At 54.2% G+C, this 22,303-nt stretch carries 19 protein-coding genes; 13 read left to right on the forward strand and 6 right to left on the reverse strand.

The window, feature by feature from the left end:
- Window positions 1-99 precede the first annotated feature (99 nt).
- The 3 genes from Q674_RS33100 (at window position 100) to Q674_RS33110 (ending at window position 5,007) form a co-directional block, all read left to right on the forward strand.
- A complete protein-coding gene (locus Q674_RS33100) occupies window positions 100-1,038 on the forward strand; it encodes a sensor domain-containing diguanylate cyclase (protein WP_014422268.1) in 939 nt (312 codons plus the stop codon).
- A gap of 140 nt (window positions 1,039-1,178) precedes the next feature.
- A complete protein-coding gene (locus Q674_RS33105) occupies window positions 1,179-1,922 on the forward strand; it encodes a substrate-binding periplasmic protein (protein WP_023009171.1) in 744 nt (247 codons plus the stop codon).
- A gap of 253 nt (window positions 1,923-2,175) precedes the next feature.
- A complete protein-coding gene (locus Q674_RS33110; protein ID WP_023009172.1) occupies window positions 2,176-5,007 on the forward strand; it encodes a M66 family metalloprotease in 2,832 nt (943 codons plus the stop codon).
- 50 nt (window positions 5,008-5,057) lie between these two features.
- Here the strand turns inward: Q674_RS33110 and Q674_RS33115 are convergent, their stop codons facing one another.
- The 3 genes from Q674_RS33115 to Q674_RS33125 all read right to left on the reverse strand — a co-directional run bounded on the left by Q674_RS33115 (window position 5,058) and on the right by Q674_RS33125 (window position 9,021).
- Entirely contained in the window at window positions 5,058-7,199 is a 2,142-nt protein-coding gene (locus Q674_RS33115; RefSeq protein ID WP_023009173.1) for a methyl-accepting chemotaxis protein, read from the reverse strand.
- A 226-nt stretch (window positions 7,200-7,425) separates the two neighbouring features.
- Entirely contained in the window at window positions 7,426-8,280 is an 855-nt protein-coding gene (locus tag Q674_RS33120) for a hypothetical protein (RefSeq protein ID WP_022991513.1), read from the reverse strand.
- A 63-nt stretch (window positions 8,281-8,343) separates the two neighbouring features.
- The gene (locus tag Q674_RS33125) at window positions 8,344-9,021 is read right to left on the reverse strand and encodes an NAD(P)H-binding protein (RefSeq protein ID WP_022991514.1); all 678 of its coding nucleotides are present in this window, start codon (window positions 9,019-9,021) and stop codon (window positions 8,344-8,346) included.
- 97 nt (window positions 9,022-9,118) lie between these two features.
- Between Q674_RS33125 and arfB the strand changes: the two genes are divergently transcribed.
- The gene (gene arfB, locus Q674_RS33130) at window positions 9,119-9,532 is read left to right on the forward strand and encodes an alternative ribosome rescue aminoacyl-tRNA hydrolase ArfB (protein ID WP_022991515.1); all 414 of its coding nucleotides are present in this window, start codon (window positions 9,119-9,121) and stop codon (window positions 9,530-9,532) included.
- On the opposite strand, the gene Q674_RS33135 is transcribed toward arfB, so the two are convergent.
- Entirely contained in the window at window positions 9,529-11,085 is a 1,557-nt protein-coding gene (locus Q674_RS33135) for a BCCT family transporter (protein ID WP_022991516.1), read from the reverse strand. The genes arfB and Q674_RS33135 overlap by 4 nt on opposite strands.
- 321 nt (window positions 11,086-11,406) lie before the next feature.
- Between Q674_RS33135 and Q674_RS33140 the strand changes: the two genes are divergently transcribed.
- Entirely contained in the window at window positions 11,407-11,985 is a 579-nt protein-coding gene (locus Q674_RS33140) for a sterol desaturase family protein (RefSeq protein ID WP_022991517.1), read from the forward strand.
- Between the two features lie 189 nt (window positions 11,986-12,174).
- Here the strand turns inward: Q674_RS33140 and Q674_RS33145 are convergent, their stop codons facing one another.
- Window positions 12,175-13,071, reverse strand: coding sequence for a hypothetical protein (locus tag Q674_RS33145; RefSeq protein WP_022991518.1), 897 nt, complete (start codon window positions 13,069-13,071; stop codon window positions 12,175-12,177).
- A gap of 821 nt (window positions 13,072-13,892) precedes the next feature.
- Between Q674_RS33145 and Q674_RS0120800 the strand changes: the two genes are divergently transcribed.
- The 6 genes from Q674_RS0120800 (at window position 13,893) to Q674_RS41565 (ending at window position 16,901) form a co-directional block, all read left to right on the forward strand.
- Window positions 13,893-14,675: a transporter substrate-binding domain-containing protein gene (locus Q674_RS0120800; RefSeq protein ID WP_081698940.1), complete on the forward strand. Its 783-nt coding sequence runs from the start codon at window positions 13,893-13,895 to the stop codon at window positions 14,673-14,675.
- A 136-nt stretch (window positions 14,676-14,811) separates the two neighbouring features.
- The gene (locus tag Q674_RS33155) at window positions 14,812-15,069 is read left to right on the forward strand and encodes a hypothetical protein (protein WP_023009174.1); all 258 of its coding nucleotides are present in this window, start codon (window positions 14,812-14,814) and stop codon (window positions 15,067-15,069) included.
- 321 nt (window positions 15,070-15,390) lie between these two features.
- Window positions 15,391-15,705 carry a hypothetical protein gene (locus Q674_RS33160; protein WP_141067130.1) on the forward strand — a complete coding sequence of 105 codons (315 nt, stop codon included), beginning with the start codon at window positions 15,391-15,393 and terminating at the stop codon, window positions 15,703-15,705.
- 508 nt (window positions 15,706-16,213) lie between these two features.
- Window positions 16,214-16,456, forward strand: a complete 243-nt coding sequence (locus Q674_RS33165; protein ID WP_011786677.1) for a hypothetical protein — start codon at window positions 16,214-16,216, stop codon at window positions 16,454-16,456.
- An 81-nt stretch (window positions 16,457-16,537) separates the two neighbouring features.
- Window positions 16,538-16,738: a hypothetical protein gene (locus Q674_RS33170; RefSeq protein WP_011786676.1), complete on the forward strand. Its 201-nt coding sequence runs from the start codon at window positions 16,538-16,540 to the stop codon at window positions 16,736-16,738.
- Window positions 16,739-16,775: 37 nt separating this feature from the next.
- Window positions 16,776-16,901: a hypothetical protein gene (locus Q674_RS41565; RefSeq protein WP_022991524.1), complete on the forward strand. Its 126-nt coding sequence runs from the start codon at window positions 16,776-16,778 to the stop codon at window positions 16,899-16,901.
- A 381-nt stretch (window positions 16,902-17,282) separates the two neighbouring features.
- Here the strand turns inward: Q674_RS41565 and Q674_RS33175 are convergent, their stop codons facing one another.
- Window positions 17,283-18,863, reverse strand: a complete 1,581-nt coding sequence (locus Q674_RS33175; RefSeq protein ID WP_023009175.1) for a hypothetical protein — start codon at window positions 18,861-18,863, stop codon at window positions 17,283-17,285.
- A gap of 235 nt (window positions 18,864-19,098) precedes the next feature.
- Here Q674_RS33175 and Q674_RS33180 point away from each other — a divergent pair, with 235 nt between their 5' ends.
- Both Q674_RS33180 and Q674_RS33185 read left to right on the forward strand, forming a co-directional pair.
- A complete protein-coding gene (locus Q674_RS33180) occupies window positions 19,099-21,423 on the forward strand; it encodes a putative bifunctional diguanylate cyclase/phosphodiesterase (RefSeq protein ID WP_031210215.1) in 2,325 nt (774 codons plus the stop codon).
- Window positions 21,420-22,301, forward strand: a complete 882-nt coding sequence (locus Q674_RS33185) for a phosphate/phosphite/phosphonate ABC transporter substrate-binding protein (protein WP_023009177.1) — start codon at window positions 21,420-21,422, stop codon at window positions 22,299-22,301. Before Q674_RS33180 ends, Q674_RS33185 begins: the two co-directional genes overlap by 4 nt.
- The last annotated feature ends 2 nt before the right edge of the window (window positions 22,302-22,303 follow it).

A 22,303-nucleotide genomic window follows, 5' to 3' on the forward strand; every position in this document is an offset into this window, starting at 1 on the left:
ATCACTGTTAGTGACATAAAAGCAGTATTCTAGCCGCAAAGTCATGACATACTCGACATATCAGACCGTAGCCCGCGCACATCTCCGGGGGAACCAGACATGCCAGAACAATCCATCGAAATGACGCCGGACAGCTCTGTCTACAAGGCTCTGCTGGAATCCACAAAGGCGATTCCATGGAAAATCAACTGGCAGACCATGGCGTTCGAATACATCGGCCCGCAGATAGATGCATTGCTGGGCTGGCCCCAGGATAGCTGGAAAAGTGTCGAAGACTGGGCCACCCGTATGCATCCGGAGGATCAGGAGTGGGTCGTCAATTTCTGCGTCAAACAATCGGAGTGCGGCGTCGATCATGAAGCAGACTACCGCGCTCTGCATCGGGACGGTCACTATGTCTGGATACGTGACGTCGTGCATGTTGTTCGCGATGACAGTGGCGAAGTAGAAGCCCTGATCGGCTTCATGTTCGACATCAGCGAACGCAAGAAAACCGAGGAGAAGCTGATAGCCCTTCAGAAGAAACTCGAAGAGTACTCATTCAAGGATGGCCTGACCGGTTTGTCCAATCGACGGATGTTCGACACCGTTATTGAAGACACCTGGCTCAGCGCACAGCGCAACCGTCAGCCGTTATCACTGATTCTTCTCGATATCGACCATTTCAAACAATACAACGATTTATATGGCCACATTCAGGGCGACGAATGCCTGCGACGGGTTAGCTCCGTGCTAGCAAAAGCCATTAAACGCCCCAAAGACTTTGTGGGACGATTCGGTGGCGAAGAGTTCGTCATTGTTCTGCCGGAAAGCGATGCCGATGCCGCCGTGAGAGTGGCGGAGCGATGCATCAGTGAGCTGCTTCGTGAACAGATTCCCCATGCAGATAATTCGGCGAGCCAGTTGGTAACACTCAGCATGGGTATCGGTACCATTATTCCGTCGCAGAATGATTCACTAACCGAATTTCTGGCCACTGTGGATGGACGGCTCTACGAAGCAAAAGACGCAGGGAGAAACCGTATTGTTGCGGCCTGAATCACTCAGGACACAACGTTAACTAACCGCAACCACTGAAAGACACAAATGTAAAGCAGAGGAATCCGAGCTGCCTCATTGAACACCTGTTGAATATCATAGTGAGCTCCCAAATTCTCAACCGAAAACGGAGCATCCTCATGAAAGGGAAACTCGGACTTCTCGCAGCCATGCTGGTTCTGGCAGGCTGTGCCACTGCTTCCGAGCAATTGCGCGTTTACACCGAACAGTATCCTCCTTATAACATGACCACCAACGGTCAGCCCTTTGCCCATTCAGAATCCGAAATCACCGGCCTCTGCACCGATGTGCTCAAAGCTGTTCTTGAGAATGCCAAGGTCGACTACAGCATCAAACTGCGTGACCTCAGCTATGGCATGAACCGCGCCCAACGGCACGAAGACCACGGTATCTACTGCGTATCCAAGACAGACGAGCGGGAGCCTTTCTTTGAATGGGTGGGACCACTCTCCAGCATCAAGTGGACCCTGTTTGCCAAGCCCGGCTCCAGCATCAAACTGGACGATCTTGAGGATGCCCGTGATTACCGTATCGGTGGCTACAAGGGCGATGTGATGACGGGATACCTGGAAGACAAAGGATTCGACGTTTCCGCCATCACCAACAATGGACTGAATGCCAAGCGGCTGGAACAGGATCAGATCGATCTATGGGTGGCCGATGGCCTGGCAGGCCCCTACCTGGCCGCCGATGCCTCCGACGTGACCGGCCTTGAGGCAGTTCTTGTTTTCCGCGAAACCCCGATGTATCTGGCCATTAACAAGGACTCTGATCCCGACTTGATCAAAGCCCTGAATACAGCCTACCAGGCCATGCAGGAAAGCGGTGAGATAGACACCATTTCGCGTTCTTACGGGCTCTGATCAAGAGCCTGCGCGTCTTCCCCGGAACCCGAAACGGATTCCGGGGCTCCGCCCCTTACAACAGCCATCCAGCCCCTCAATCGCCTACCATAGACTCCCTCCTCAAACCAACCATCACAGACCTAACTGTGATGGACTCAATATTGTTACAGTTTTATTACAAACAACCGCTGTCCGGAATCCAGGACAAACCTCAGAATCCCCGCCGGAATTGTAAAAAGATGAAAAACAGGAAAACTCACAGGGATTCAAGATGTTTTCGAGCAAAACCGTTGTACTTGGATTAACCGGACTATTGCTTGCTGGCTGCGGTAGCAGTTCTTCAGACGGAGGCGATAGGTCCACTTCCACCAGTCGCACCCTTAACCTGCCCAATGCGGTTGCAGCGACAAGCTATGTGTTCCGGGCCGAAATCAACACACTCTCCGGGGATATCACGTATCAGGCCAAACAACTCCCGGAATGGGCCTCCATCGATCCGGCCACTGGCGAAATAACCGGAAACCCTGAGGCTGATGACGTTTCTGCAAAGGTGCCAGTTTCCATCCAGGCAACCAATGGCAAGCAAACCGTCACGCTGTCTGGTTCACTTCAGGTTGAACATACCGCAGCCTACCTGCCAACTGCTGCGCGGGATTTCTACTCACAGGATTTCGAAGGTAATAAAAGAGGACTCAGGAACGACCTCTCCGGCGGCGAACTCAAGGGTGAAGTCCAGTTTGTGCAAACTCACTCGGTCGCTCCAGCCAACAATTTCGAGCGCAATCAGGTTGACGAAACCCAGAGCAAATACATGCCGAGAATCACGGCGCTCAGGGATGCCCTGTTGTTGTTTGTTCCCCAACCTGGCCTCAACCCGACAACCGTTGATGTGGAAGTGAGTCTTCACGGCGAACCGCTCATGACCCTGGCCATGGCACACCCCAATGCTTTGCCTGAATCCGATGTGACCGGTTCCCGGGAAGTTCAGTATTCCACACAGGCCTGGTCGATCCGGCTGCCTTGGGACACGATCAGGAACGGAATGTCCCTTCGCTTTGTTGCCGATCGCGATTCGGACACCTCAGTCTTTGGGGACCTCCCCGCTGGCAATATCGACATTGGCGAAGCCTCTCAGATTGTTTTCCAGAGTATTCGGCTGGGTATGCTTACCGAACCAGGCCAGGAAAACGGACACTACACTCTTCGTGACCCAATCATGGCCGCCACCGACTACTTCCAGACCATGCCTGTATCGCGATTGGTCATGGGCAGCTATGCCGACGCGGTACTTGACCGCGTCATCATCAGATCAGGTGTCATTTACGACAAAGAGGCAGATGGCGCAAGCCAGGCTGAGGGCGGTGTCTATAGCGGCGATATGCGTGAGAATGTGGCCAAGTCACAGGTCAGTGTTGGTATCAACATGGCCAACTTTGGCTATACCAGCAATCACATGAACCAGAGCCACCCCCACGTATTCAAACAGATTACCAACCACCACGCCTGGGGCATGTATCAGAATGGCAGGGTGTCCCACGGGCTGAGCGGCGGTAACGGCATCGGAACGCTCTACGCCACCTGGGGTAACGAGGCCAGTCACGAGTGGGGGCACGCCTACGGGCTGGGGCACTACCCAGGCCAGGGTCTGACCGAGGACGGCCGCTGGGCAGTACACCATGCCGACAGTGGCTGGGGCTACATCGCACACCGGGATCGTATGCGCGCCAACCTGTTCGGTGTGGATGAATCAGGCGCCTACAATTTCAAGCGCGACGCCATGTCTGGCGGTTCAGACGGTGGGCCTTTCTCGGTCTACACGCATTACACCGGCTACTCCGCCCGCATAATCCAGAACGATGTGGCACGGCTACCAGTACCGGATACCAGTTTCCCTTCAGGTTACAAGAAGTGGAACACAACCACGGGGCAGTATGAGAACTTCAGCAGTTCACACCCTGCACCGGTAGAGGTTGGCGTTCCGGTGGCCACTATCCTCGGTGGCTACGATCCCGATGGAACAGCCGCTGTCATTTACCCGGTTTTCCACGGCAACTACGGCAACGTATTTGAACTGCCGAAGCCAGACCTGAGCGCTGGCGGCGACCTTTGCTGGGTGGAAGTCAGCAACGCCGAAGGCAATAAAAAGCAGGTGTCCGTGGCCTCGGACCGACACAATGCCAGCAGTGTCAATCAGCTGCATTTCAATCTGCACGCGGATTTCAGGCCGACCAGCGCCAGCTTGCTCTGTCGTCGGGAGGGCAATATCCAGACCCTGACACAAACAAGCTTTGACGGATCCATACCCGACCTGCCTCCGGTCGGCATAGTAGGCCAGGACATTGGCTATCAACAGCTGCGCGCACGCGAAATAGCCGAGATTGAAGTGTCGTTGATGGCGTTGGATGCCACTCAATTCGCGGTGATGAACGGTGAACTTGCGACGCTGGTTGCAAGCTATACCGATACTGAATTGCGGGATGAATTGTCGACAGAAGCCTGGCAGCGCCTTGAACAACTGAAGGAACAGGACGAGGCAACCCGAGAGATTGCCGTCATTCTCGAACAGGCCCGGCGCGCCAACGTGACAGTGTCGGAAACCCGGAGCCGGCTGCTTCGCGCCCTCACCGAAAACGGCTTGATTGACTCGACCGATGATCTGGTCCCCAGCGGTGACGTCATTCGCGGCAACAACCTGTTCTTCGATAGCAACCTTGATGAAGATGGCTATGTGGCTCTCACGCCGCTGCCTCAGGATCTTGCCAGTACGCCCCGTTGGACCATGGACCTGAAAGGCCGGATCCATCCAACGGCTACCCCCTGGGAATGCCTGACGCCTGTCAACGGCAGACTCGGACTGACTTTATGCCAGGCCGATAATGCCAACCAGCGCTGGCAATACAATGAGGAAAACCAGCAGTTGCGGAATGAGGGAAGCGGTCGTTGCCTGGACTACGCCCACCACAACACCACCCTGATCACCTATGGTTGTACCGGCAGCTGGAACCAGACGTGGTCTGGCGTCTCCGTATCACACAACCGACTGTTGTCCCTGCTGGACGGCGCCCTTTTGGCAGAGGTGTATGAAACGCTTTTGACGAATTGATTCCTGGGCCCACCGATTGGCCGGGGCCGAAGCGCCCCGGCCACTCTCTTTCAGGCATTGCTCACCTGAAACTGACCGGTCAGATTTTTCAGCTTGTTTGCCGACACGTGCGTCATCTCAGAACTTGCGGTCAACCCCGCGATCACCGCGGTCATGAAGCTTACGCTGTCAGCAACGCCACTGGTCTGGGCACTCTGAACAGCGTTAGTTTCCGCAATGCCCGAGATCGCCCGGAAGAGCTTGTCGACCATGTGATGCAGCTCTGCGTTGTCATCCGACGCTGCCCGGGCCTGAGCCAGACGGGTCTCCATTTCTGCCATGCCGTCTTCCATCGTGGTTACGGCGCGCTGAGTTTCTTCCCGCACCCGATACAGGCGCTCATCAATTTCCGTCGTGGCCTGGGCTGTCCTGCTGGCCAGTTGCCGGACCTCGTCGGCGACGACTGCAAATCCTCGCCCTGCCTCACCGGCCCGAGCCGCTTCTATGGCCGCATTGAGCGCTAGCAGATTGGTCTGGGCTGCAATGTCGTTGATCATTTCAGCCGCCTTGCCGATCTCATCCGTGCGTTCACTCGCGGCGCGGATACCCTCGGCCGAACGCACGATAACGTCGCGAATGCTCTCGGTTTCACGGCTGACACGGGCAAACTGATCTTTGGCGCGAGCCACCACATCTTCCATACTTACTCGCATTTCCTGCGCTGTGGTCGAGGCATTTTCGATTTCGTTCTGCTGCAGATCTGCGCCCTTCAGCATCTGCTCTATGTCGTGTACCACCTGCTGAATCTTTTCATCCGCCTGGCGGTTCTGACCCACAAGGTGTTCACTGGCGGAGCGGGATTCACCCGCAAGACTGATGACCTGCCCCACCATGCCGTCGAGGGTATCCAGAAAGCTGTTCATCCAGCGCGCGAGATCCCCGCTCTCATCCCGCTTGGTCTTGCCGACATCGAGACGCTGGCGCAGATTCCCGCCTCCTTCGGCAATGTTTCGTATGACATCCGCAAGTGATGACAGGCTATCTGCCAATGGTTTGGCGGAACTTGCCCGGAAGATGACAAGCCCCAGGAGCGCAACCATCGCGTTCACGGAGGCTTCCAGCCACAGGGGAGCACCGCTTGCCGAAACCGCTACGTTTGCTGCCCAGATAAGCGCCATAAGGACCCCGAGCCGCGCCGTCAGTCGATAGCTGACCGAACGTTTCCGATACACCTCCTCCAGGTCGCCTTCACACATCATGCCCCAACGATCAGGAGACCCGGGTAACTGGAAGGTCACGCCTTTGCCAATCACCGGTATGTGGCGATAGTCGGAATAGCCGGGGTACTTAACGTAGAGGTTTTCACCGCGGGCCATGGTTTCGCGTACCCCTGGGTGCAACTGCCCCGTAGCCGGGTCGGTGAAACGTATTTCGAACTCGGTGTGTTCCCGAATCCGTACTGTACCGAAGCCCGTACGGATTCCGTCTTTGAGGTTGTCACCGTGACTGAAGGTGGCGTCTTCAAACCGCGAGCGCGACAAGGCAACTCCCGGTCTGATCGACGGATCAAACTGACTGTCGATCATGAAAATGTAGTTGTCGCCGGACTCTTCAAAAATGTGCCCGGCTTCGCGCTGAATCAGGTCACTCATGACATCGTTCGGAACCCGGGCACAGACTGCCGCTGCCTGATTGCCAGCGAGAGCGACCGGCTGGTAGAACATCAGCGTGACATCGTCATGAAACCTGGAGGTTGTGGCACCAAGCTGCAAGGTGACCGGATCACTGTAGGGCCCGTGGAGAAACCGCTCTCTCACCCCTCGTTGCACGGCCGCGGGCATGAGACCTGCGGCTCCGGTTCTGCCGGTCACCGTCGAGGCGACAACAGAGCCATCTTCTCTCACAACGAAAAGCTCGGAGATTTCCCGGAGGCGCGTAACGGCCGAATCCAGCACCTCTGAAATGCTATCCTCTTCGCTACCCTCAAGCCGTGCCGCAAGCCCCTCAAGGAAGGCCCACTTGCCATTTGCCCAGTTAATCAGCGCTTCGCGACGGGTTTTCGCGATGCTCTCGAATATCTCTTCATTCGTTGCATATTGCTGGCGGTTCAAAAAACAGGACCATCCCATCCGCAACTTACCTGTGGCCCCAAACCAGGGCAACCAGCCCCGCTCATCGGATGAAAGGTTCATGGAATCACTGCGTAAAGTCATAGCGCGCCTTCCTCAATCGGTACTGCATGCCTGCACTACAACGATGTGGTGCAAACATACCTGCTTTCAGAAGGAAGCTAAGCAAAGAGCGGGCCTGAACCGGCGGACTGGTCAAAACCTGAAGGGAGGTAGCAATTGCCGGATTCAAAGGATGAGAGGGCGCACCATCGGGGTGCGCCAGCAAAAATACGCACCATGGAAGGGCAAGGAGCCCCCCCCCCTGAGCTCAGCGGGTCTTCAGATTCTCCAGAAACTCAGCCATTTCTGCTTGCATGTCGACAACACGTTGCCGCCATTCCGCCTTGTAGGCCGCAAACTCCTCGCTCAATTCGCTCAATTGCAGCTGGGCTTCGGCGGCGGTCGCGGTGCTCTCCGCAAGCGTTTTCAAGTTGGCTTCAGACAACTGCTCCCGCTGGTCTTCAAGCCTGATTACCGTTTCGTTCAAGGTACGTTTGTCCTGCGGCGTTGCAGATGGAGTAGATTCAAGCGCTTCCCGCAGGGATTCAGACAGCTCTTCCAGATGCTGGCTCAGCTGGTCACCGTACTCTTCAGCCAACGCCGACATATCTTCATTCATACTCTGGGCCTGTTGCTGCAACTCCCGCCCCAGCCTCTCAAGCTCTACCGCCATCTCATCGGATTGATTTGCCCAGCGACTCTTGAGATCTTCACCCAGTCTTTCCAGCTGCCCAACAAGACTTCCCCATACCGGGCCCTGTTTCAGGGCATCGCCGGTGCGATAATAATCCACCAGCCAGTCGTCACCTTTACGTACCAGATAGGTTAAGGACTCCGTGGCTTCGTTCCGGCCCTCCAGACCACTCAGGGTGGTGGTTACCCGAGCCAGATTGTCATCAATGACCACACGCCCCCACTCAATGCTCACGTTCTGCCATTGCTGTTCAAAACCATCGAACCCCGCTTCATCGACCAGGGTTGAATAATCTGCGGCCGCTTCAGCATCCTCTTCAAGTACAGCTTGCCAAAATGCTTCGGATACTTCCTGGGGCGATTCCGGGCGACTGCAACCTGTCGCCATGAGTACGGAAAACACCATAAAAGGAACAAGTACATATTTCATTAATCAACCTCATCGATCACCCGGGAACAGTGACCCGGATTTTACATCAGGTGAAGGACAGCATTAGCGACGATTGCCCATCGTTAAGATATCGTCGTACTCCCACACTCTCACCACTGCACCGCCCGAAGTGATTCCGCCAATGGTCTCAAGCTCGTTGACCATGGCCGACGCTACGGCTTCCGCGTCAATCGCCCGATATTTTCTCAGTGGCCCGATCAACGCCCGATTCGCAACCGGCATGACGGCCACACCAAGAGCCTCGGCCGTTCGAGCCTCCTTGCGCTGCCCCAGCAACAGGCTCGGGTGGTAGATCGCAAGATAAGGAAATTTCAGCGCCCGGACATTGTCCTCAAGCTCTCCTTTGACTCGATTGTAGAAAACCGGGGATTGCGAAGATGCTCCGACGGCCGACATCAGAATCAATGCCCGTGCACCGGCGTTACGGGCCATCTGAGCTGCCTTCAATGCATAGTCATGATCGACCTTGCGAAAGGCTTCTCTGGAGCCTGCCTTTTTAAGGGTCGTTCCAAGGCAACAGATCAGGACATCCACCTGGAAAGCGTCAGGCGCAGCCTCCATTGCATCAAAATCCATGAAGCGCTGCTCCAGTTTCGGATTTTCCACGACCATCGGCCGGCGAACCGGAGCGATCACAGTCGATATCTCCGCCTGCTCGAGGAGTTTCTCCACCACCATGCCTCCGGTCAGGCCGGTAGCGCCTAAAACCATAACTTTCATTCGGTGTCTCCCTGTGTTCATCGCTTCTGATTGGTTGCCGGATTGCGTAGGATGATACTCGTAAACATCCGAATCCGAGCTCTCAACACGTGCCACTATGCTGAAATTATCCAATGCCGTCGAACTGGCAGACTGGGAAATCCAGATTACGCAGATACGATCCCAGGGGGCAGGCGGCCAGAATGTGAACAAGGTTGCCTCTGCCGTTCACCTCCGGTTCGACGTCCTGCATTCCACCCTGCCGCCGTTTTACAAAGAACGTTTGATGGCATTGTCCGACCAGCGCATCAGTAAAGACGGCGTGATTGTGATCAAGGGGCAGTCTTTCCGCACGTTTGAGCAGAACAAAGAGGACGCGCTGAACCGACTCAAGACTCTCATTCAGGAGGCAGTGAAGCCGCAAAAAGCCCGCCGGCCAACGCGGCCGACGAAATCCTCCCAACGGCGGCGTGTGGATAACAAAACCCGCCGTGGAGAGATCAAATCCCTGAGGGGAAAAGTAAAAACCTAAGCCAGCCCCTGCTCTTTCGCCAGGGCTGCTGCGGCCCGGGGACCGGTCCACAGAGAAGGGAGAATAATCAACGACACCGGAATGGCTGTGATCACAATGAACTGTTGCAACACCCCAATCTGACCGGCCCCCATATAGAGAAGAATCGCGGCCATCAGTGCCATGGCGCCACCCCAGAAAACGCGAATCCAGGGTTGCGGCTCGTCATGGCCGGCCCCCACCATCGCAATGGAGTAGCTCATCGAATCTCCGGTTGTCGCCACAAAGATGGTGGTCAGCAACAGGATTGCGGCCGCCATCCAGGTGCCTCCCGGCAGTGCCTGCGCAACCGTCAATGTGGCGACGTCAAACCGGAAATTGTTCAAAGCGTCGGTCAAATCAAACGTGCCGGACAGCTGATGGTATATGCCAGAGCCACCCAGCAACGTGAACCAGATGGTCGTGGCGATGGGTGCCAGTATGGCGACTGCCATGATGGTTTCACGGATGGTTCTACCCCGTGAGATTCTCGATACAAACACTGCCATCAAGGGGGTATAGCCAATAAACCAGGCAAAGAAAAACACCGTCCACCACTTCATCCACCAAGCGGGCGCCGTCTGTGCTGTCATGGTCGCCATGGAAAAAAACGAGCCCAGATATTCGCCCATGGATTGCAGGTAGACATCCGTAAGGAATAGCGTGGGGCCAAACACAAAAATAACGCCGGCAATAACCAGCGCCAGGATGACGTTGAAACGACTGAGCAGCTGGATACCCCGATGCAGCCCGGTCATTGCGGATGTCATGTATACCCCTGCCAGCACAGCCAGAACCATGAGCTGAGTACCGTAGCCATCGGAGACACCGAACAGCTCATGCAATCCAAAGCTCATTTGTGTCGCCAGAAAGCCGATCGGGCCCACGGTGCCGGCAACCACTGCGATCACGCAGGCGGCATCCACCACTCCACCCAGGCGCCCGCTGACAACACGCTCGCCTAGCACGGGATAAAGCAGCGTCCGTGGCTGCAGTGGCTGCCCTTGTGAGTAGTGCGCGCGCGAGAGCACGATGGCCGTTAGTGAGCCAAGCACAGCCCAGGCTAGAAACCCCCAGTGCATAAATGACTGGGCAAGCGCAGGTGCAACGGCGGCAGGGGACGCGGCCTCGGTGTCGAACGCCGGCGGGGTGACCACAAAATGATAGACCGGCTCACCTGCTGCGAAGAAGACTCCACCACCGGCCAGCAACGTACACATGATCATCGATAGCCAGCGGAACCGGCCAATCTCCGGCTCATCCAGCCCTCCAATCCTGGCCCGACCGGCCCCGCTTACGCCCGTGGCAACCGCCACAAAAAACGTGAGCAGCAGGAGCAGCTGGAAAAAAGAACCAAGATATTTTGCGGTCCACGAAAAACCGTGACCAATCAGGTCAGCCACGTAATCGGCATCGACAACAGAAGCACCAACAAACAGCAGAATAAAGCCAATGGTCAGAACCAGCACAACGGGATCACTGTCGCTCCAGACGCTCTCGCTTGCCTTGGGTTTAGGGATAGTCTCGGCGGTCATTGGGAATGGGTCCTTGCGGCAAAAAGGGCGCGACACTACCGGAACTCTCAAGCGATTGCACCCAACTACGGGGAATTACGAACCTGCACGGCTGCGGATCACTCAGCGGTTTGCCCACAGAATCTGTGGATAACTCTGTGCGAAGTCTCAGGATAGGTTCGCCCGACCCTCGTCATCCCTGGGGCGCCCAATGTTGGAGGCAATTTGATCAGGTTGTCCGATTCCGCCAACGGGGCCTGACAAGCTGACGCAAATGAGCACAGAAATTCGAGGCGGCTATGGCACGATGAAAACTCAGCCACTCTCTGAAAGAGGTGATTCATGATTGGCTTTCCGGTCGCCCTGATTTTTGCCAACGGTGTTGAATGGTATGCCCATAAATACATCCTCCACGGGACACCACGGCCGGGAAAACCCAGATACAGCCCGGTACCGAAGTCTATGAAAAGCCACTGGCAGCATCACAAGATCGTGCGCACCACGGATTACCGCGACGAAGGCTATGAAGAAGGGTTGTCCAACTGGCGCACCCGGAACGAAGTCACCTCCCTGCTTGCGCTCACTGCGGTTACCTCTCTGGCGCTACCGGTAGCCCCGTTTTTTACACTGGGCACCTACTACGCGGCTGGCCGGTACTTCTATGTGCACCGGCGCTCTCACCTGGAACCCGAGTGGGGAAAGAAGGCCATTCCCTGGCATTACGATCACCATATGAACACCAATCAGGACGCCAACTGGTGTGTCACCCGTCCCTGGTTCGACTACATCATGGGAACTCGTATCAAAGCAAATCCGGAGCTTGCCGAGTCCAACCCTTTGGGTATCAACCTGCCCTCGATCATCGAGGCCCCCCTGAACCGGTTTTTGAACAAGTGTTTTCCACAGCTACAGATGAATTAACAGGGCTGATTGGTTTTGCCCACAGAATCTGTGGATAACGTTGTTGGCAACGACAGGATAGGCAGTGCAAAGCGTGCAGTGGCAGGCCCTGGCGGAAAGCGCAGGTAAAATGATCAATCTGAACAGATGCGCGCTTCGCCAGGTTGGGTGGGTGTTGGCACACCCACCAATAGCTTGTTTTTAGTCGCTTCAGGCGGGAACAGTGGCTTCGATATCGTTGTCTGATTCGGTATCACCTTTGCCCAAAAGAACATCCCGGAACGAAAGATAATACGCGCCCGCAATAACTGCACCCCAGACAAACGACACGACAATTGTAACCACCGTCATGCCAATAACCGATGCGGTTGAAGCACCAATTGCGAACGTGGGGAACAGTACCAGTTGAGTAACAACCATCGCGTTTACAGCAAAGAAAAGCAGTACAAACAAGTTCTTGAAGCACGCGCGCAGGCTGTTACGAACAGCCTCTAAAGCCCCCTGTCTGGCAACCACAATCAACGGGATTGCATAGAAGAACAACGCACCGAACAGAACCAGCGCGCAAAGCACTGCAATGAACATGAGCAGAATCGCAGCAATACCTGCTGAGGGCCCGAAGCCACCATCCATGAAACCGCCCATGCCATAGCGGCTAACAGATGAGAACGAAAAATCGGCAATACTTGCGATCACGTAGCCAATAACGGACAGTACAATGCCGACGACAATCATCATCACTACCATCAGGAAAGTATGAAGTATCGTGTGCCCGCTGAAGCCGGAAAACACCTGGGTAAACCGGGGACTCCCCTCGGCTGCGCTGTGGAACAGAGCCACCATACCGGCGTTGAGTAGCAGCGTTACGAGAATGCTGACAATCACCAGCACCACGGTGCCAAAGACACTGCCACCGGAAATCATCTCCATCGCACCATATTGAATCAGCGCCGGAACAAGAAACACCAGCAGATAGGCGGGCAGAATCACGCCCCAGTTACTGCGCAGCAGTCGCACCGCCGCCGAAATCCAGTTCAGTGGTGGGCCGGCCGGAACTTTTCTCGGGATAACAGGGGTGTCATAAGAAGTATCGGTTGGGGTGCTCACAGCAGGAAGTCCTTAATGTGTTTTCCAGGAATGTCGACCATGTAGATGGCCCGTCCAAGGGGGCGGACGTTAACAAAACCTGCCGTTTATCAATGCCCAATATTGTCCTGCTTCCTTGTAGGATATTGCCCATAGCGCCAAAAACTGGATCACCGTCCCGCAGACCGAAACAGCACATCGTTTCCAATCAAAGCCAACAATGCCCCGAGAATGGCAGGCAAAGTCCATGAAAAGCCACTGGCAGCATCACAAGATCGTGCGCACCAAGGATGACCGCGACGAAGTCTATGAGGAACCCGAGTGGGAAAGAAGGCCATTCCCTGGCATTACAATCACCATATGAACACCAATCAGGACGCCAACTGGTGTGTCACCCGTCCCTGGTTCGACTACATCATGGGGACCCGCATTAAAGCGAACCCGAACCTCGCGGAAAGCAACCCTCTCGGAGTGAGGTTACCCACCTTTGTCGAACAACCGTTGAACCGTCTATTTCGTCGTCTTTTTTGGTAGTACAACCATAAATTGTCCGAACCTAAACAAAAAGCGAACATTCCATTCAGGGCTTTCCTCCTGCGCCTCTACGCTAAACACGGCTGACACTTTGTGGACACGTTGGGACCGGCGATTTGCGGAACGAACCGATAAGAACCGTACTCAGCCAGGTATTATCAGTGTGGTAAACATGGCGAGCGTGCCACTGTCACAGAGCTGAAATACTAATGTAGTAATATCGTGATTCTGGAAATGGAATTAGCGGTAACCTTGAGTTTAGGTGCAGGGAAGTAGTTGTAGTTTCTCGATAATCACGTGGCATCTAAATGAAATGGTTACTCCTGGCGTTCGCTATTGGCACTTTGGCCACTCAGGCCAATGCAGTATCAGAGCCAGAGCCACTTCTCGTACTGGCTCCCTACCTCCCGGCAACATCAGAACAGGGGCCGGCTGGGCGCGATATTGAGATATTCGCTGCAGTCATGGATCGATGTGAAATAGATGTTCACTTTCATTTCTACCCCTTCAAACGGCACCTCCGGAATTTCACTCATGAGGGGCTGGGCGATGCGGTAATGACCGTGCCTCCCGATATGGACACGCCAGGTTTTGAAAGCACTCCCTACGTGTATTACCAGAATGGCGCCGCTGTTTTGGAGTCCACGAACATCAAGCCTTACCATCTTCGCTATTTAAAAGGGCTGCGTGTTGTTTCCTTTGCCGGTGCGTCCCAATTGCTGGATATTGAGTCTCACATTGAGTCTTTTGCCTCATATTCCGAGTTTGCAGACCAGCGCATCCACTCGCGAATGCTCTTTCTGAATCGCGTGGATGTGGTGCTTGCGGATGGTCTTATCTTTGCGGAGATTAACCACCGTTTGCGCGCAGATGGAACCTATGCGGATAAGGCTGATTTGCACCAGAAAGTGATGTTCATTCCGATTTTTGCCCCGACGCCCTATAGAGCCTCGTTTCGTAAAAAAGAACACCGTGATGCATTCAATGCGTGCTTCAGTGAGCTTGAAGCAGAAGGCGTTGTCCGAGCAATCAACGTACGACACATTGAAAAATATCGGGATACGGTCGGCTACGGATATCTGGGCTACTAGGCAACCGAATGCAGGCTATTTCAGATCAATTTTTAAGACCAAAATCAACTTGAGACACATCAAAATAGCCGATTAAATTGAGCATAGAATAAACAGCCAGATAAGTGCTGTCCCTTACCCAGTAAAGAGGTGCCCCATGAGTTCCGATTGGATTGAAACCACCTTGTCTCTCAAAAAAGACCAGACACTCCGGGAGGTCGAGCCTGAAGTCGATGAATCGCGCCAGATAGACCCTAGCAAAACATCCTACGAAATGTGCACAGAGAACGGCGAGGTTGTTGGCTTTATCAAAACCTGGGAAGAATCGGATGGTTATGCCGGCTATGTCCATTTCGACTCTGAGGGAAACGTCATTGACTGGAAGGTCATGAAGGAAAGGCGCAAGTTCTCTTAGGGAACGAAGCCTGAAATTCGTTTGTAACGTTAGAACCCTATAGTGATGGTTCCTGAAGTACGATAAGTACCAGGTGCTCTCGCATTGCCGGGGATTCAACCCCGGCGTTTTTTCTCCCCTAAGGTCTGTTCAAAAGGACGTTGACAGTCCCGATCTGAGGTTAATGAAATGAACCCCAGAGAGGACCACTACCGAGCCCTATTGGCGTTTCACAGATCTACGTTCGTAGGCCCATGGATGAGGCCGCACATTGAACTGGAAGATAGCCAGTGTTCCCTGTCCGTCCGTCTCAACGCCTTTTCCTGCTCTCCATTGGGCACAGTGAAAGAGTCCATCATTTTCCAGCTACTCTATGATGCGTCGTTTTTGGCAGCGGGTACTCTTGAGACGACCCTTCTGGTCCAGTGCGACAAGTTTGAATTCTTCCCATTCCAGAACCTGACAGAAAGCCGTGTTACGGCACAGGCGCGGCTTGTTTATTCATCCCTGAAGCAGTGGACGATTGAATCGGCGTTGAAGGACGAATGGCAAAATGACATTGCCTGGGGTCGAGGCCAGTTCTCAAGATCATCCGTTTTGCTCGAAACCATTGGTCCCTATAACAATGAGCTCCTAAAGCAGAAACAGGATTGGTGAATGAACCCTGTTCTCCTGAAATGAAATTGAAACAGCTGAAGGTTACGATTGTCGGCCAATCAGGATTAGGATCATGATTGTTTGCCGAGTCCCTGTCCCAGGGCTCGGTTTTTTTATCCCCGTCACGCCACCGCAACATCACCTTGCTTTAATTCCGTCACCGCCTAGATGAGGCGGAACGCAATCCGCGTGTATTGCTCAGGATGAGCCCTCTGTTGCTTTTGTAGTGCAACTGATCCACCTGGGGGCATATGTGTCTGGTATGAGTAAGGCTATCCAAGCCGTTGAAATTCGTTGTTGCTGGTCCTGTGAAGAACTACCGGTTGAACTTCTTGAGCTAAGCTTTAAAGAGCCGAGCGGCTTTTGCCGGCCGTTTCGATACGAGGTGCGCATACCTGGTGAGGAACCGCTGTATCAATCGGAAAGCGAATATGCAGCCAGGCGATACCTGGAAATGCTCTTGGCGTTGCCTGCTGGGCATTTATGATGCATCAGATAGGGTGCCGTTATGACAGAGAAATCACGGGCAAAAGAACTGGTGGGGTATTCCTTCCTGGTGGTCTTCGCCAACGACGACACCATAGACGAAAAAGAGCTCGCCATGATCGAGCGATTAGCTTTGGAAGACGGCGTAGTCGACGACAAAGAAAAGGAAATTCTTAGAAGGCTTTTTGATCGCCTGGATCACTACACAGTCGCCCGCAAAGTCGTGGAAGAGATCAACAGCTTTCGAAAGCAACACGACATCTGACTGCGACACCTTGGGCGCCTGAGTCTATCTTTTCTATATACAATGTATATACTAAAAGTGTTCTCAGTGAGTGGATGACCCATGGCAGCCGATAGTATTTCCGAAAAGCAGTTGAAGCCACGCAAGAAAAAGGCAGGGAAAAAAGACTCTCAGCTACTGATTCGGATCAACAGTGCAGAGCGCGATGAATTCATTTCATTGTGTGAAGAGCTGGATACCAGTGCCGCCAGAGAGGTACGAAAGTTCATACGCAACTTCGTGCGAACCCATAAGGACGACTGAGGGCGGTAATCGAGCAATCACACACCAGGAGTGAATCATGGCCAAGAAAACTACGAAGAAAGTAACCAGCCTGAAAAAAGAAATCAAAGCCCGTAAGGCGAAGATCGCCAAGCAGGAAGGCAAGCTGAAGAGCTTGAAAAAGAAGCTCAAGAAAGCGGCATAAACTGCCATATAGCGCGCCGTATCCGGTAAGAGTCCGGATACTTTGTTGCTAGCTATACGTAAAGAAGCCCTGCCTCCGTGTAGGGCTTTTTTATGGTTCATCGCTGGTTTGCGAACTAGACCTATTCCAATATCGTGTCTGGCTGGATGTGCCCGTCCGCCGAGTTCGCTGCGCGTTTTGCGGCTCCAGACTTGAACAGACTCGCCGGTTGCCACGGTAAGCTTATTTGATGATATTTTTGTGACAACCATTGCAGAGGCAGAACCGGGAGTCCTTGTACCGCTCAGCCCACGCTCGCCCTGCTACTATCTCGTCCACATTTCTGACGATTTTAGGGCAGGCTATACCTTGGCTAACCATAGACGCACGGACGACTTTGCTTTATGACTCCGGAAACGCGGTCCAGCCATCCAGCCAGGTGTCACTGGAGCGAGGATTAATAGCGCCCAGGTAGTCCGCAGATTCGTCGAAAAACTCCGACTTGGGTGGCCGTGTTGCTTCCATATTCCGAATGAGGCCTCTGGAGCGGAAATTTGGTGAAGTCGTGCTTGTCACGGTTGGCTGCAAGCCACTTTCCGCCAGCTGATGATTGCGGTTGGTCGGGTCCTGAATCCACACGTCCTCCTGGAAGCCAAAATCATCATCGTCAGCCTCTGGTTCGGTTGCCAGATTGCCGAGGCGGCCATTGTTGGAGATAAGGTTGTGGCTGAATGTCAGCTTGTCCATGGCCACCAAAGACCGGACCTCATCCCTGGTATCAAGTGCCTCGATGGCAAAGCTGTCGATGATCATGTTGTGGAAATGGCCACCGGAACCTTCTCGCAGAACCATGGCACGGTGCTGTTTGGCCGAGCGGCCGGCGCCGTACATCGTGACATTGTAGAAGGTGGGCTCTGACCGGGGCGTGGCGTTGTGATCAGACCCATTGCTGTCACCCTCAAAGCCATTGTCGCCCACATCCCCGTATTGCTGGATGACCGCGAACTGGACGTTACCTGTCCAACCCCAGTCCCAATCGATGCTGTCATCAGCGGCGCCGGTTATCAGAATGTTTTTCAGGTCTACGGTACCACCGAACATCTCAATGCCATCGTCCAGCGCGCGATGTACCTGCACGTTTTCGACAATGGTGTCTGAGCCGCAACCACCCAGCGTAAGACCATTCAGCTCGTTGTCTTTGTACACCTCAAAGCCGGCGAATTCGATGCGGGTAAATTGCAGTACGCCACAACTGTGGCTGTGGTCGGTACCACCAAACTGGCCACGTAGATCCGCCTCCGGTACACCTTCTATGGCTGCGGCGGGCTGATTAACCGGCGCTTTGCCGAGCAGAACCAGGCCGCCCCAGTCGCCTCGGGTTCTCTGGCCCTCGGGTTGGTGGCTGGTGAACACGACGGGCTGTTCCCGGGTTCCCCGGGCGAAGAGTCGGCTGTCTTTGGTGACGATCAGAGCAGAACCGCGTTCACCTTCGATGGTTACGCCCGGTTCAATGGTGAGCCTGGCGCTATCCACGTAGATAACATCATCCAGAATGTAACGGCGGCCACTCTGCCAAACGGTATCATAGACAATATCGTCAGTGACCCGGACCGCACGGTTCTCAAACGCAGTGAAACCGGCAATTGCTGCGACGAAGGCCGCAGATATCGGAATCACGACGATACCATTGCGAGTCAGCCAACCACGTTGTTTCTCCTTTTTAGTCTGCTTTTTCGTCAATGTTTCTGTTGGAGACTTCGCCATTAGCGGCTCACCAGGATCGTTTGCCATAATTTCCCGGGCAAGCGCCTGGAGCTCGGGTGAGCCGTTTGTTTCTACCCGCCTGAGAACATCGGCCCGATAAGCAGGCTCTCTAAGCAGGACGTTCAGATGAATAAAGTCGACACCGGGGCATTGGCCTTTGTCGATGCGGCGTTTAAGGCGCCAGAGCTTTTCTACCAGAAGGGATGATTGACCGGACATTACTGCTGCTCCGTTATGGATGGGAGCCATACACTTAACATTGAGAAATGAAGTTCCTGTGTCATATGTGTGAACCCGTTAACGAATCTGGCCTGTCATGTAGCTGCCATACTTGACCGCTAGCCTTTGAGGGGTATGGGTTTTGGTGGCGAAATGCCTCACCCGACTCACAGGATTTATCCGGCCACTGGAGAGGCTGACGTTTACCTATCCCTTTTCTCCAGGTTCTAGCTTGATGACAGCGAAATCTGATACTCCCCTGAATAGCGTTCAGCTAACCATGCTGGCACTCGGGGTTGTTATCGTTTTGTTCCTATGGGTGTTATTCCTTTGGCAGGCATCTGCAACGAGGGCGGAAACCCTCAATGCAAGACTCTCCGAGAACCGCAATCTGGCATTGATTGTGTCGGAGAGCCTCAAGCAGATGACTGATCGAGCCAAGGCCATGGGTAGCCTGGTGAATGACGATGTCATCGCGCATCAAGAAGCAGAGACCAGGCTCTTGACGCTTCTGGCAGAAGATCCCGTGTTCAACCGGCTCAGTGTTTACAATCTGTCGGGAGAACTGATTTACACCAGCCATCTGGGTTCGGCACGCTCAAACCTTGGTAGTTGGTTGTCTGGAACTGAAGACCACTTTGCCGGAGCTGGATTTGTGCCTGTGCTTCCCGAACGAGTTGCGGATCCGGCTTACGTGCCACAAGAGCCTGCCTGGCGATTGCCGTTCCTGGTTCCACTCAGACTGGCAGATTTGTCCCGCTCCTCAAGATTGATCTTGATTGAGCTGGACATCGCCTACCTGGCTGGGCTTCTACAGAATGTTGAGCTGGGCTCGGGCTTTATTCAGATTCTGGATTCCAGGGGGGATGAGTGGATGCGGGCCAATGAGAGCGGCATTGTGGTTGGAGGGCCTCAGGTACCGAAAGTGCAGATTGCGGCTGAAGGCCGTGTTGTGACCGGCGAAGCCACGCTGGAGTTGGTGGGCGAGCAATACCAATATGTTTTCGTGACCCGTCCAGCGAATGGTTTTACAGTTAGTGTGGCCCAGCCATACGACGAGATCTTTGCACCGCTGACGCCTGGCCAGAATAAGCAACTGATTGCAAACAGCGTAATGACCTTACTGGTTTTCGGTATTGTGTTCTGGCTGATCCGGAGTTTGACCGGACAGCAAAGAGTGTTGGAGGCATTGCGGTTGTCCGAGCGGAACAACCAGCAACTGATTGAGCGCCTTGAAACCGAGCATGCCCGCAGTAGCCGTGCCGCTTCGATTGATCATCTCAGTGGTCTGTTCAACCGTCGCCAGTTTCTGGATGTGGCAGATTCGCTGGTACTGGAACAGCGTCGACAGCGGAAGCTGTCAACCATGCTGTTTATCGATCTGGATCGCTTTAAATCCATTAATGATTCTCTTGGCCACCACATCGGTGACCTGCTACTGCAGGCCGTAGCCGGTCGCATTCAACGCATGCTGGGCAAAGGTGATATTGCCGCTCGTTTCGGCGGTGATGAATTTGTAGTGCTGTTGGTGGGTGATCGCAGTGAGGCCGACATCGAGCAGTGGGCCGCAGCTTTAACCGCGCATTTGTCCGCCCCCTACATGTTGGAAGGAACAGAGCTGAATACCAGTCCTAGCATTGGTATCGCCATCAGCCCTCGGGACGGCCAGAGTATTGATGAACTGACCAAATGTGCTGATGCCGCTATGTATTCGGCCAAGAAAGCTGGCCGTGGCCAGTACCGGTTTTTCGACCAGTCACTGAATGTGAGTGATGTGGAAGAATTTCACCTGGAACAAGCCTTTGTAAAGGCCCTCAAAAACCGGGAGTTTGTTCTGCATTACCAACCCCAGGTTTGCCTGGAGGCTATGGAAATTATTGGGTATGAGGCTCTGGTTCGATGGCAACATCCGGGCTTCGGCCTGCTGTATCCAGACCGATTTATTCCGGTGGCCGAGAAAACCGGCTTTGTCGTGGCCCTGGGCATGGAAGTGGTTCGACTGGCTTGCGCTCAGATATCCGATTGGAAACAAAAGCATGGGACCTCGAAGCCCGTTGCGGTCAATGTTTCCCCGATACAGCTTGCGCAGCCGGAGTTCTGCAAAGATGTCTTGTCGACGGTGTCTGACTACGGTTTAACAACTGACTTGCTGGAACTGGAAGTCACGGAAACGGCCATGCTGGAAGGCCGGGCGGTTGAGAGCCTGCACTGCCTGAAGCAGGCAGGTATTCGTCTCAGCCTTGATGATTTCGGCACCGGTTACGCAGGATTTGCGCACCTGGAGGCCGTACCGGTAGACAAGCTCAAGATTGACCGAAGCCTGATTAACCGCATCTCAAACAGCCATGATGACAGTCCGATCGTGTCCTCTACCATTATTCTGGCCAAGCGCATGGCGCTCAAAGTGGTGGCCGAGGGCGTGGAAACCCGTGAGCAGCTGGTTCACCTGAAAGTCGCCGGCTGTGACATTGCACAGGGCTATCACCTGGGGCGCCCCATGCCAGCGGAGAAGATTCCTGAGTTCCTGAGAACCTTCGCAGAAGAGGAAGCCAGAGCATGAGGTTGCTGACGTTAATTCTCGCGTTCGCATCGCTCGCCTTTGCATCGTTTTATAGTTCGGGAGCCGTCCGAGAGGTCAAAAACTGCAACATGAACAGATTGACCTTCACGATGATCCCAAAAAAAGATATCGACCAGCAGGCCTCTGAATATCAGCCGTTGATTACGCTGCTAGAGCAGGGGCTTGGGATGCCGGTAGAACTGGTTAGAGCCACCTCTTACGAGAGCGTGATGGACGGTGTACTCTCGGGCGGTGTCGACCTGGCCGTTATGGGGCCGGCATCCTATGTTATCGCCCATCGAACAGACCCGGGGCTGGATGCCTTCGCTTCTCTAACCACCGAGGCCGGGCTCTTTACACCCGAGGGGAGTTTCTATTATTCGTTACTGGTAGTTCCAACGGCAGCGGGGATAAACAGCATTGAGGACCTGAGAAATACCAGGATACTGCTGACAGATCCTTCCAGTACATCAGGGGCTCTCATTCCCAAAAACGAGTTTGCAACCACGATCGGCGAGCCATTCTCCGATTTCTTTGGAGCCAACATATACGCGGGTAGCCATGACAAGGCATTGATGGCGTTGCTGGACAACAAGGCGGAGGCTGCCTTTGTCTCCAGCTCAAGAGCAGATGAAGCGCTCAGGCGCGGCATGATTGCGGAGGACACCCTAACGGTTCTCTGGCGTTCGGTACCGTTACACTATGACCCTTTTGTATTCCGCAGTGGAATTTGCGAGGACGTTCGGAGCCGGGTAATTAATCTACTGACAACGCCTTCGCCAATGCTCTCGGAATACCTGAATACTCAGCGAGCGATGGGAATAAACCTCGTGACATATGATGATTACCGGGCGATTGAGGCCGTTCTAAACAACTAGCT

The organism is Marinobacter sp. EVN1 (assembly GCF_000475375.1).
Classification (GTDB): domain Bacteria; phylum Pseudomonadota; class Gammaproteobacteria; order Pseudomonadales; family Oleiphilaceae; genus Marinobacter; species Marinobacter nauticus.